At 56.1% G+C, this 12,296-nt stretch carries 13 protein-coding genes; 5 read left to right on the top strand and 8 right to left on the bottom strand.

The features are described 5' to 3' along the window. Positions 1-9 precede the first annotated feature (9 nt). The gene (locus CXF87_RS03435) at positions 10-480 is read left to right on the top strand and encodes a tRNA (cytidine(34)-2'-O)-methyltransferase (protein ID WP_008959051.1); all 471 of its coding nucleotides are present in this window, start codon (positions 10-12) and stop codon (positions 478-480) included. On the opposite strand, the gene pyrE is transcribed toward CXF87_RS03435, so the two are convergent. Further along, positions 481-1,146: an orotate phosphoribosyltransferase gene (gene pyrE, locus CXF87_RS03430; protein ID WP_101145477.1), complete on the bottom strand. Its 666-nt coding sequence runs from the start codon at positions 1,144-1,146 to the stop codon at positions 481-483. Positions 1,147-1,287: 141 nt separating this feature from the next. On the opposite strand from pyrE, the gene CXF87_RS03425 reads away from it, so the two are divergent. After that, the gene (locus CXF87_RS03425) at positions 1,288-2,055 is read left to right on the top strand and encodes an exodeoxyribonuclease III (protein ID WP_008959049.1); all 768 of its coding nucleotides are present in this window, start codon (positions 1,288-1,290) and stop codon (positions 2,053-2,055) included. Positions 2,056-2,163: 108 nt separating this feature from the next. On the opposite strand, the gene rph is transcribed toward CXF87_RS03425, so the two are convergent. From rph to CXF87_RS03395, 7 genes are all read right to left on the bottom strand, one after another. Further along, a complete protein-coding gene (rph, locus tag CXF87_RS03420; protein WP_008959048.1) occupies positions 2,164-2,886 on the bottom strand; it encodes a ribonuclease PH in 723 nt (240 codons plus the stop codon). Between the two features lie 138 nt (positions 2,887-3,024). Further along, positions 3,025-4,581, bottom strand: coding sequence for an FGGY family pentulose kinase (locus CXF87_RS03415; RefSeq protein ID WP_101145476.1), 1,557 nt, complete (start codon positions 4,579-4,581; stop codon positions 3,025-3,027). Positions 4,582-4,593: 12 nt separating this feature from the next. Continuing rightward, entirely contained in the window at positions 4,594-5,583 is a 990-nt protein-coding gene (locus CXF87_RS03410; protein ID WP_198555993.1) for an ABC transporter permease, read from the bottom strand. Then, positions 5,580-6,578, bottom strand: coding sequence for an ABC transporter permease (locus CXF87_RS03405; RefSeq protein ID WP_101145475.1), 999 nt, complete (start codon positions 6,576-6,578; stop codon positions 5,580-5,582). Before CXF87_RS03405 ends, CXF87_RS03410 begins: the two co-directional genes overlap by 4 nt. Beyond that, complete coding sequence (locus tag CXF87_RS03400) at positions 6,571-8,058, bottom strand: sugar ABC transporter ATP-binding protein (protein ID WP_198555992.1); 1,488 nt, start codon at positions 8,056-8,058, stop codon at positions 6,571-6,573. The genes CXF87_RS03405 and CXF87_RS03400 overlap by 8 nt, the downstream gene beginning before the upstream one ends. 93 nt (positions 8,059-8,151) lie before the next feature. Continuing rightward, positions 8,152-8,469 carry a hypothetical protein gene (locus CXF87_RS21720; RefSeq protein WP_198555991.1) on the bottom strand — a complete coding sequence of 106 codons (318 nt, stop codon included), beginning with the start codon at positions 8,467-8,469 and terminating at the stop codon, positions 8,152-8,154. Continuing rightward, entirely contained in the window at positions 8,444-9,121 is a 678-nt protein-coding gene (locus CXF87_RS03395) for a substrate-binding domain-containing protein (RefSeq protein WP_198555990.1), read from the bottom strand. Before CXF87_RS03395 ends, CXF87_RS21720 begins: the two co-directional genes overlap by 26 nt. Before the next feature lie 315 nt (positions 9,122-9,436). Between CXF87_RS03395 and CXF87_RS03390 the strand changes: the two genes are divergently transcribed. The 3 genes from CXF87_RS03390 (at position 9,437) to CXF87_RS03380 (ending at position 12,236) form a co-directional block, all read left to right on the top strand. Then, positions 9,437-10,453, top strand: coding sequence for a substrate-binding domain-containing protein (locus CXF87_RS03390; RefSeq protein ID WP_101145473.1), 1,017 nt, complete (start codon positions 9,437-9,439; stop codon positions 10,451-10,453). Positions 10,454-10,569: 116 nt separating this feature from the next. Beyond that, positions 10,570-11,433, top strand: coding sequence for a YicC/YloC family endoribonuclease (locus CXF87_RS03385; protein ID WP_101145472.1), 864 nt, complete (start codon positions 10,570-10,572; stop codon positions 11,431-11,433). A gap of 227 nt (positions 11,434-11,660) precedes the next feature. Further along, positions 11,661-12,236: a histidine phosphatase family protein gene (locus CXF87_RS03380; RefSeq protein WP_101145471.1), complete on the top strand. Its 576-nt coding sequence runs from the start codon at positions 11,661-11,663 to the stop codon at positions 12,234-12,236. Positions 12,237-12,296 lie beyond the last annotated feature (60 nt).

Raw genomic sequence — 12,296 nt, 5'->3', positions numbered from 1 at the left:
CAGGTGGAGATGTTTGAAGTAGCGCTTTTTGAACCGCGCATGGCGCCCAATACGGGCAATATCATGCGCTTGGTTGCCAACAATGGCTGCCGGTTACACCTGATTGAGCCGCTTGGCTTCGACCTGGAAGAGAAAAAGCTGCGTCGCGCCGGGCTGGATTACCGTGATCTCGACAACGTCACTCGCCATGCGGATTTTAACGCCTTTCAGCAGGCCATGCAGGGGCGGCGCATCTGGGCGATTACCACCAAAGGCACGCGCACCTACAGCGATGCCGACTTTGCCCCGGGCGATGTGCTGCTATTTGGTTCTGAAACCGCTGGGCTTTCGGCCCAGGTACACGAAGCGCTAACCGCTGAGCACAAACTGCGCCTGCCTATGCAGCCCAACAACCGTAGCCTGAACCTCTCCAACGCCGTGGCTATTGTGAGCTACGAAGCGTGGCGCCAGCAAGGTTTCACTGGCGCGCTACCGGTCTAATCAGCGCGTAATCCCATAGCGGTCACGATAGGCCCTGATCGCTTCGGCGTAGGCGAGCATTTCGCCTCCAGCATGCTCTTCCAAGTAAGTGAGCACTTGCTCAAGAGTAACGATGCTGACCACCGGCATACCGTATTGAGCCTGTACTTCCTGAATCGCACTCTGTTCGCCCTGGCCGCGTTCCTGACGATCAAGCGCAATGATCACTCCAGCGGCGTGGGCATCGCTCTGCTCAATCAACGTCATCACTTCGCGAATCGCGGTGCCCGCGGTAATCACGTCATCAATAATTAAAATATCGCCGGAAAGCTCGGCACCCACGATATTGCCACCTTCACCGTGGGTTTTAGCCTCTTTGCGGTTGAAGGCGTAGGGCATATCAATATCATGATGGTCGGCCAGTGCCGCCGCTGTAACCGCTGCCAGCGGAATGCCCTTGTAAGCGGGGCCAAACAGCACATCGGCATTGATGCCGCTATCGACAATTGCTTGAGCGTAAAAACGCCCCAGCTTGGCCAACGCGCGCCCGGTCTGAAAAAGCCCGGCGTTAAAAAAGTAAGGACTGACACGGCCAGATTTAAGCGTAAACTCGCCAAACTTAAGCACGCCTTGCTCAATGGCAAAGGCAATGAAATCGCGCTGGTAGGGTTGTAGAGTGGTAGCCACGGCGTTCCTCACTAGGCGGTAGGTTTAAATCGGCACGAAAGCAACAATAAAAGTAGGGTAAATGGCAAGTTTTAGTCGCTGCCTTTACCCAAACGTCTAAACGTCGGGTATCATACAGCAGCGACGCAAAAGGGACGATTTATGAAAATTGCCAGCATCAATGTCAATGGTATTCGTGATGCCGTCGATCGTGGCTTCCTGGACTGGCTGGCTCAGCAGGATGTCGACGTAGTCTGCGTGCAGAACATCAAGGCAAAAAGTTTTGAACTGGGTGACCACATTCTGTATCCGGAAGGCTATGAAGGCTACTTCCTGGATGCCGAAGAGGATGGTTTCTCCGGTGTGGCACTCTATTGCCGCAAAATCCCCAAGGCGATTATGTATGGCCTAGGGTTTCCTCAGTGTGATCATGAAGGACGTTTTCTGCAGGCGGATTATGAACGCTTCAGTATTGTCTCTTTCCTGATGCCTGATGGAAGTGACCAAAAAGCCAAACAGGCGTTTATGGAGCAGTACCAGGAGTACCTGACGAAGATGTCTCGCAAACGTCGCGAATACATCCTCTGCGGCACTTGGCATGTTGCCCACAAAACCGTCGACTTGGCTAACTGGTCGGACAATCAACTGACCTCAGGCTTCCGCCCGGAAGAGCGCGCCTGGATGGATCAGGTGCTTGGCCCCACTGGGTTTATCGACACCTTCCGCGAAATTAACCGCGATGCAGGCGAGTACACCTGGTGGCCGAAGCTTGACCAAGACGTGCCCCGTGAACGCCAGGAAGGCTGGCGGATCGACTATCAATTAGTCGGCCCCAACTTCCGTCGCCACGTGGTCGACGCGTGGATTGATTACGATGCGACCTTCTCCGAGTTCGCACCGCTGATCATTGAGTACGACCTAGCGCTCTAAGCGCTAGGCAACGAACTTTTCCCGCGTCGCAGTCAGTAGGTAATAAGTGGTAATAAGCAACAAGCCGACCCTTGGGTCGGCTTGTTGCATTGTGGCGGGCGTTAATTTTTAGCCACGAATACCCAGCGCTTCGCGCTGATGGTCGCGCAGCGCATCGCCTGCCTTCTCGGCCAAATCAAGCATGCCGTTTAGCTCGGCGCGGTTGAATGCACCTGCTTCGGCGGTGCCCTGCACTTCGATTAACTCGCCGGTTTCGGTCATCACCACGTTTAGATCGGTATCGGCTTTGCTGTCTTCCGGGTAATCCAGATCCAGCACCGGCACGCCTTTATAAATACCCACGGAAATAGCACTGACCAACTGCTTGAAAGGGTCGGCTTTGATCTTTTTCTCGCGCTGTAGATAACGGATCGCATCGATCAGCGCCACGCAGCCACCGGTAATCGCTGCGGTGCGGGTACCGCCATCGGCCTGGATCACATCGCAATCCACGGTAATGGTGAACTCACCCAGCTTCTTTAAATTGACCGCGGCACGCAGGCTGCGGCCAATCAAACGCTGAATTTCCAGCGTGCGGCCGCCTTGCTTGCCGCGGGTCGCTTCACGGCCACTACGGGTGTGGGTCGCGCGGGGTAGCATGCCGTACTCAGCGGTGACCCAGCCCTGATTTTTGCCGCGCAGCCAGCGCGGCACACCGGCTTCTACGCTGGCATTACACAGCACTTTGGTATCGCCAAACTCCACCAGCACAGAGCCTTCCGCATGACGGGTGTAATCGCGGGTCAGGCGAATATCACGGAGCTGGTCGGCTTCGCGACCGCTGGGACGCACAACATCAGGACGCTTAGCGCTGCTCACAAATAGTACCTCTCAATAAACGCGTAACTAGTAAAAGCCCTCCATTGTACACGTCTGGGAGTGCGCTGATGGGCTAACGTCCAGCTCGCGCAATGAAGTCTATTGGTGACGTTAGTCGAGACGCCCTTCGTAAAGCTTTTTGAAAGCGGCATAGCGCGTCGTGTGCAGTGTTTGCATTGCTAATTCGGGTTCTAATATTTGCTCGCCTGGGGCGAGGCCATTGGCAACGCTGAGTACCTCACCATTGGCCTTGGCAGCCAAGGCCGCTACGGCTGCCCCAAGCAGTACGGGTTCAGGTGCATCGGATAGGATAACGCGGCATCCGGTACCGTCGGCATAGAGCTTGCGTAGCAGCGCCGAGCGGCCATGACCACCGCTTAAGTGCAGCGTATCAATGGCGTAACCATGTGCGTTAAGTCGCTCGATAATCGCACGTGTGCCGTACACCAGCGCGGTGGCGGCCGCCCAGTAGACCTTAATAAAGCTCTCTCGTGGCGTATCTAGCGTGAGCCCGGTGATCACGCCGCGAATTTCCGGGTCTGCTAGCGGTGAGCGGTTACCGATGAAATCGGGGCAGACGTGGGTATGCGGTGCAGGGTCGCCGTTTTCCAGTCGTTCAAGCAGCACCTCAGAGAGCTTGCCGTGAACATCGTCGCCAAATTCGCTGCCCGCGGCGAACATCGCCACTAAGTGATCCAGCAGCGCCCCGGTAATACTCTGCCCGCCTTCGTTGGCAACAAAACCGTCGCATAGCGCACCTGGATAGGGGCCCCAAACGCCGGGTACTTCTTGCCGAAGGGGTTGTGCCCCGATATGGCAGGTAGAAGTGCCGCCAATCACCGCAAGGCGTTTCTCGGGAGCATCAGCCAGACTTCTGCCTAGCGTGCCAAGTGCACCCGCATAGGCATCAATCATGCCCACGGCAAAGGTACACCGAGTCGTCAGTCCCAAGTCATCGGCGGCTTCTTCGGTCAACTGCCCAAGCGCTACGCCTATCGGAAGGGCTTGGTCGGGCAGGCGGGCGCGCTCGAGCACATCCTGCATACCGATTTGACCTAGAAAATCGTGATCCCAGCCATGCCCAGGCCGAGGATCAAACGTCCACTTGCAGGCGAGCATGCAGACCGAACGCTCAAAGGAACCCGTGCATTTAAAGCCCAGCCAGTCGCCAAGATCACCCGCATAGCCAATCTGGGCATAAAGCTCTGGGCGGTGACGCTTTAGCCACATCAGTTTGGGCATCTGCATCTCGGGCGACATGACACCACCCAAGTTGGCCATTGGTGCCGCATCGGTGGCTGTGCACTCAGCGGCTTCTGCGGTGGCACGGTGATCCATCCAGACAATGATATTCCATGCTTCATCACCGGGTGATAGCTTAAGCGGCTGATCTTGCTGATTTAACAGAACGAGCGAGCAGGTGGCGCTTACCGACATGCTGGTGATGGATTCGGGAGCTACACCGGCAGCCTGCCGGGCTCGCTGGGTCGCGCTGCATACCGCGCGCCAGATATCCGTGGAGCTTTGCTCCACGTGATGCTCGGCAGGACGATGCATCGCAATCGGGGTTTTCGCTTCGGCCAGCATTACGCCATCTAGCGTGAAAATGCCCGCCCGAGCGCTGCCAGTGCCGATATCAATGCCTAGAACATGTTCTTGATGACTCATGGAAAACCTTACTCAAGACTGTTTAATAAACGGCATACGCAGTGCCATTACAATAATTAGAAAAGCACCCCACACGGCGGTGGCCAGATGCTGGCTGGCGCCCATCAGGTTCATACCTGAGGCGATTACCTGCAGGCTCATCAAGCCCAGCACCAAAGGGAGTACGCGTCCAAAGCCGCCAAAGGGATTCGCCCCGGCCAGAAAACAGGCCAGCACGGTAATCAGCAGGTAACTCTCGCCGTGGCCGACACGTACGGAGTTAAAGCGAGCGAGCATCACCATACCTGCGAGGCCGGCGAGCAGACCGGAAATCGTGTAGACGGTAATCAGCACGCGCTTAACATTAATGCCCGAGTACTCAGTCGCGCGGGGATTGGAGCCGAGCATATAGATCGAGAACCCTGTACGGGTAAAGTGCATCACGTACATCAGCCCAGCAGCGGCGGCGAGAAAGATCAGCATGGGAATTGGCACGCCTAGAAAGCTTCCGCTACCGATAGTTTGAAATACCTCAGGCATACCTGAAATGCCGCCACCGCGGGTTAAAAACTCGCCCATACCCTGGAGAAAAATCATTGCACCTAGCGACACCAGAATGGGATGGGCGCCCACATAGGCAACGATGAAGCCAATGAGAAAGCCAGCGGCAGCACCCACCACAAGTCCAGCCATAATCGCCATCGGCACGCTGAGAATCCCCATGCCTGCCAGTAACCCCTGTACCAGCCAGGCGGTGGTGAGCCCAGCAATATTAGCGGTAAAGGTAACCGAGAGGTTGAGTCCGCCGGAAATAATCGGTACCAGCATTGCCAGTGACAGAAGTCCAAGCTCTGGCAACTGCATCGACATTGAGCTGAAATTTGTCGCGGAGAGGAATCCCGGGGCCAGCAGTGAGAAAAACGCGATGCTGATGATCAAAAGGGCCGTCATGGCCATCACTTCGATGCTATCACCACTCAGGCGTACGCCAGCACTGGATGGCATGTTTAGCGGCTTGTTCATACGTTTTGCGCCCTGGTTGAACGGGGCAACAGGTTGCCCAAATTACTGGTCGTGATCGCGATTAAAATAATCAACCCAACAATCATGCGGAAAGCGTAGGGCGTGACGCCCAGCAGGTTAAGGCCGTTTTGCACCACGGCGAGTAGCAGCACGCCCAGCACCGCACCCAGCACCGAGCCTCGCCCGCCGCCCAGCGTTGCGCCGCCCAGCACTACCGCAGCCAAAATGGGCAGTTCCTGGCCGATCAAGGCGTTAGGCACTACCTCTTGCACGGTATGCGCCTGCATAAGACCTGCCACGCCTGCACATAGCCCTAGCCAGCCGTAAGCGAAGGCGTGAATTTTCCACACATTCACGCCTGAACGGCGCGCGGCCTCGGAGCTCGAGCCAAAGCCATAAACCGCACGTCCGAAGCCTGTGCGAGCCAGAATGAACCAGGTGAGCATGACCATGACCGCCATGACGGCGACGGGAAAGTAGAGCGTGGCCGAACCGCGCTCGGCGGGTAGGTCTAGCAGAGGAATTGAGTAGTAGAGCCAGTCGGGAATATCGTAGATCGATACCCCGCCCGTGAAGTACATCAAGAGCCCGAAAAACAGGTTAAAGGTGCCGATGGTGACGATAATCGAGACAATACGAAAACGGTGAATCAGCAGCGCATTAAACAGCCCCAGCAGGGTGCCCACGAGCATTGAGAGGATGATGCCCAGCGGCCAGCTGCCGCCGCCCATCGTTTCGATGAGCAGTGTCATTACGACATACTGCACCACCGACGCCACCACCGCGAAGGAGATATCAATGCCCCCCGCGATGAGTACGACCACCAGCCCGACGGCAAATATGATATTGACCGACTGATTGTTAAGCAGGTCAAACAGGTTCTGAAGGCTTAAGAAACTGTCGGTGGTCAGCGCCAGCACTACCGAGAGCGCCAGAATAATGCTCAGCAGCACCCCTTCGGTGCCGAGTCGTGTGCGCGATAAAAGATTACGCATTGATGATCGCCTCCAGCGCTTCTTCCGTTGTTTCAGAGGGGACCACCTCGGTAACGATGCGCCCTTCGCGCAGAACCAGCGCGCGGTCAGTATTCATCCAGATTTCCCCCGCTTCGTCGGAGATCAAAATAATCGCTACGCCCTGGTCGGCAAGACCGCGGATGATGTCGAAAATACCCGCTTTAGCCCCCACATCGACGCCAATCGTTGGGCAGTCGAGAATGAGAACGTCAGGTTCGGTCGCCAGCCACTTGGCAAGCGCAATGCGCTGTTGGTTGCCACCAGAGAGCGATGAGACCGGCAGTTCGGCATCACTTACCTTGGTTTTAAGCCGCTCTATCCAGCGGGCGGTAAGCGCCTTAATGCGCAGGGGAGAGAGGAAAAAACGCGGTTTCTCAAGCGTCGGTAGCACCGTCACGGCGGTATTCATATTGATCGACTGATTTTGCACCAGGCCAAGATGGAGCCGGTCTTCCGAGAGGTAGGCGATCTTATGGCGCACCGCATCACGGTTAGAGCGTAGCTTGAGCGGCTGACCATCCTTATGAATCTCGCCCGATGTGGGCTTTGTCATACCAAAAATGGTGTGGGCAATTTCGGTACGCCCAGCGCCCAGCAAGCCGGTTAAACCAAGAATTTCCCCGCGATGTAAGGTAAAAGAGATATCTTCAAACTCGCCTGCACGACTCAGGTGCTTAAGCTCCAGTACCGGTTCACCCTGATGGGTTTTAGCCCGTGGGGTGAGCTCAAGCTCAAGGCCTGTCATCAGCGTGGAGAGTCGCGCTTGGGTCATTCCTTCGGTGGGAAAGGTACCCACCAATTGGCCGTTACGTAGCACGGTTACCCGCTGGCACACCTCCAGTACTTCTGACAAGCGGTGGCTGACCAGCACAATAGAAATGCCCTTTTCTGCCAGCGAGCGTGTAATGGCCAGCAGCGACTGCACCTCTTTGAAGGTGAGTGAAGCGGTGGGCTCATCCATAAAGATAATGCTGGCCCCTGCGCGCAACACCCGGCAAATCGCGACCAACTGACGATGGGCAATTGAAAGGTCTTCAACGCGAGCCGTGGGATCCAGTTTCAAACCAAATTGCTGAATAATCTCGCGCGATTGCTGCAGCGCTTTTTTATACGAAATCGGCCGCCATGGCTTTGCAACGTAGTCATCAAAGACGATATTTTCCGCAACAGTGAGGTGCGGAAAGAGCGCCAAATCCTGCCATATGACATGGATGCCTCGGCTGCGCGCCTCTAGCGGGCTAATGGTGGAGAGGGTTTCATTACCAAACGTAAACTCAATACCTGGCTCGGGCTTGTAAACGCCATTGATAATTTTAATGAGGGTACTTTTACCGCAGCCGTTTTCGCCCGCCAGGCACATGACTTCTCCGCGGCGAAGTTCGAATTCGACATCATCCAGCACCCGGCTTTGTCCGAATACCTTGCTAACATGACGCGCTCGAATCGCGATCTCGCTCATCGGCGGCTCCTCTCTAGACATGACGACTCACTTAACATAACTGCCGCGCTCATTGAGCGCGGCAGCATTTACACCAAACGAATAAGCGCGATCTTAAAGGCCGAGCTCTGCCAACTCATCCACGGTATCTTTATTGAGCTCCAGTGGCTGCGAGGCATAGATTGTGTGGCCGTCTAGAGTGATGTCGCCCAGCACTGGCAACTCAGCCCCATCGGTAATCTCTTCGCCGCTATAGAGCATCTCCCCGAGGGCGACGAACGCTTTACCTGCTTCCAGTGGGCTCCATTGGAAACCACCTGTGATAACCCCTTCATGTACCAAACGACGCCCCTGACCCGGTGAGAAAAGCCCCATGACGGCGACATCGCCCTCTAAGCCACGCTCTTTAACCGCACGTGCCTTGGCTGCCAAATGACATAATGCCCGCCAGGTCTTCATGAGCGCGCAGCAGGTCAAGTGTGGTATTACGGCTATCGTCGACGCTCTCAGCCACACCGAAACGTTCAGCCGCTTGGCTCAAGCCTGCGCAGTTTTCATCCAGCCAGTTCACGGCAGCATCTGCCCAGGCATTGTGTGCGGGCACGCTCAGTCCGCCCACATAAACAGCATAGGAGCCCTCGCATCCAGTAGTCTCAGCCAGCAGTTTGGCGTGCTCTTCGCCGAGCTGCTGCGCTGAAATCATTTCAAAGTCGTAATCGATATTCACTGACTCAGGGCTTTCGTGCGTCAGCACAATAATGCCCTGCTCACGCGCGCGCTCAAGCACCGGCTCCAGTACTTCACGGTCGTTGGGCACCACGCCGATGACATCAACACCGCGGCTGATCAGATCTTCAATCGCGCGTACCTGCAGGGCCGGGTCTGCGCTGGTGGGGCCCACCATATAGGCCTCGACACCCAGCTCTTCACCCATCTGCTCAATGCCCATCTCCATGGCATTGAACCAGGGGATGCCACCCACCTTCGCGACCACGGCGATAGTAGGAGACTCCTGAGCCATTGCGCTGGTGCTGCCGATAATGCCTGTTAGCGTAGCCGCGGTAAGAAGTGCTTTGTATTTCATTGTGATTTCCTGCTTGCTGTTGGCTAACCCAGTCAGTGGAATAGCGTGCATTGAAGCGCTTTAATAGTGCTGCTGTACGTTGCGCCATGGTCAAATGAAATGACGCAGACGCTTTGGAGCCTCACAATGCATAGGAATTTAATGCACAGAAACTTTACACAGTGCTGGATACGTTGAGTGGTACCTAAGCGATGCGTCATCGCTATCGTTATTGTCATTTAACCGAGCGTGCACAATCGGTTGTGCAATATGTAGGATTGATCTATTCCTTCATCACGTCAATGCTACTTTTATCTAATCGCAAGGAGCTGCCCCGTGGTTAGCGACTCTTCAGCCAAGCGGCTGACTATTTACGACTTAGCGAGGTTGGCAGAAACGTCGCCTAGTACCGTCAGTGCCGTGCTCAACGGCACTTGGCAGCGCCGTCGCATCAGCAAAAAACTGGCTAGCAAAATTCTTTCCCTCGCCCAAGCGGAAGGCTATTCAGCCAACATGCAGGCCCGTGCGCTGCGCCGGGAGCGTTCGGGGATTATTGGCATGATTCTGCCGCTCTACGACAATCGCTATTTCAGCTCGATTGCCCAACATTTCGAAGCCCAGGCGAGGCGCCGTGGGCTGTTTGCGATTGTCGCTTGTACCAACCGAGACCCGACCCAAGAGCGCGAGGCGGCGCGCATGATGCTCGCCTACCGGGTCGAATGTTTAGTCAGTACCGGGGCCACTGATCCCGACACGATTTCAGCGATGTGCGATGAGAGCGGAGTGGCGAGTATTAACCTGGATTTGCCCGGCGGTAAGGCCCCCTCGATTATTTCCAATAACCGAGAGGGCGCGCAAAAGCTGACCCACGCCATTCTCGATCAGCTAGCCAGCCAAGCGCCAAGTGACAACGCCATCCTGTTTATTGGTGGCCGTGCGGAGGATCACAATACCCGCGAGCGGATTGCTGGATTCACCCAGGCTCGCGCTGAACGCGGGCTTTCCACCTCGGAGGCAGACATCATTCCCTGCGACTATGCCGCCGATAAGGCCCAGGTCGCGCTAGAGGCGTATATACGCCACCGCGCTACGCTTCCCAGCGCGATGTTCGTCAACTCAACGATTTCGCTTGAGGGAATCGTGCGCTGGCTACAGCGGGGCGGCTATCAGCTTGACGATGTGATTGTTGGCTGCTTTGACTGGGACCCGCTGGCCGCTGCGTTTCACCCTCACCTGATCATGGCACGACAAAACGTGGGCGAGATGATCGACCGCGTCTTCGAGGTGATGGATACGCCATCGCCGGATGCCAGTCTGCTTATTGAGGTGCAGCCAGACATCATGGGTGTTTGATTTCCGTACTTTGGCTCAGTATTCAACGTATCGAATAAATAGACGCGTCAATTCAAACAAGAGTGTTAGCGAATGCTCTACACTTCTGACACGCTAATCTCTCTACAGGTTTTTCCATGACGCACAGCATGACCGCCTTCGCCCGCACCGAGCAGGCCGCCCCCTTTGGCACCTTGCAGGTCGAAATTCGCTCGGTGAATCAGCGCTACTTAGAGCCACATTTTCGCCTACATGAAAGCCTACGGGATTTAGAATCGGTGCTGCGCGAAGCACTGCGTACTCGCCTGGCCCGTGGCAAAGTGGAGTGCAGCGTGCGGTTCGAGAGTTCTGAAACTGCTCAAGCGCCGGCGGTGAACGTCCAGCGGTTAAAAGAGATTGCCGACGCCCTAGCCGCCATTCAGCAGCAGGTGCCCAGCGCCGTGCCGCCCACCACGCTCGCGCTTCTCAATCAGCCCGGCGTAATGGAAACCCAGCACCTGGATCAAGACTCCATCAAAGCCGCCGCCAAAGCGCTATTTGACCAAGCGCTGGATGAGCTAATTGACGCCCGCGCCCGTGAAGGCGACAAGCTGGCCGAAATGATTACCACCCGCCTGGCGGCGGCAAGTGAGCAGGTAGCCACAGTGCGCAGCCTGTTACCGCAGATTCTGGAGCGCCAACGCGCCCAGCTGTTGGAACGCCTGGAAGTCGCCAAAACCGAACTCGACCCCCAACGCCTGGAAGCCGAGCTGGTGCTGGTGGCCCAAAAAGCCGATGTGGATGAAGAGCTAGACCGCTTAACGGCGCATATCGAAGAAGTGAGCCACCAGCTCGCCCAAAAAGGCCCCAAAGGCCGCCGCCTGGATTTCCTGATGCAGGAGCTCAACCGGGAAGCTAATACGCTCTCATCAAAATCCGTGGTGGCAGAGACGACCCGCTGCGCGGTGGAGTTAAAGGTGCTGATTGAGCAGATGCGGGAGCAGATTCAGAATATTGAGTGAGGCTGCCTATAACATTGGCCATTACTGGTTGTGACAGTTGAGTGGGAGACCATGCTATTGCGTTGGCATGGGCATTTTACACTGCGGCAGAATGCAGTAATGAGCCTCGCTCAATTCGAGAGACGTTGTATCCTGAGTGGGGAAGGCTTGATAGCAACTGAATACTGTAGGCAGCTTATAAAGTCTACAGCGCTGCTAGTGACACGCCACCGATAGAGAACCCTTCTATGCCCACCCTACGCCACCTCACCTTAACGCTACTGCTCTCTGTGCTGTGTACATTACCACTCAGCGCCCAGGCAAACGACGCCACCTGGCAAGCACTCGAAGAGGGTGGCTTGGTGATTCTAATGCGCCATTCCCTGGCCCCTGGCATTGGCGACCCGCCGGGATTTGAGCGTGGCCGTTGCGAAACTCAGCGCAATCTTTCTGCGGCTGGGCGTGCTCAGGCTGAAGCTGCTGGCCGCGCGTTTCGTGAGCGGGATATTCCCATTGCGGCGGTGTACTCATCAAGCTGGTGCCGGGCGCTGGATACCGCTGAGTTGATGGCGCTGGGACCTATAACATCTACCCCTTGGTTGGATTCGTTCTTTCGCGGGCGCGGCGATCAGGCGTCAATTACTCAAACCGCCCAAGAGCAGATTGCCGCATGGCGGGGGCCGGGTAATTTGCTGCTGGTCACCCATCAGGTGAATATCACTGCGCTGATTGGCGGCGGCGTTAGCTCGGGTGAGATGATCGTGGTGCGTCCAACGGGTGATTCGTTTCAGGTAGTGGGGCGGTTAAGCATTAATAGCCAATAAATTCGCTTCTTATCCACAGGAGCCGTTATAAAGTACAAAAGCGATAAGTGTAGGAGACCT

The organism is Halomonas sp. MES3-P3E (assembly GCF_002836035.1).
Classification (GTDB): domain Bacteria; phylum Pseudomonadota; class Gammaproteobacteria; order Pseudomonadales; family Halomonadaceae; genus Vreelandella; species Vreelandella arctica.
This window is presented reverse-complemented; position numbering and strand designations above follow the sequence as displayed.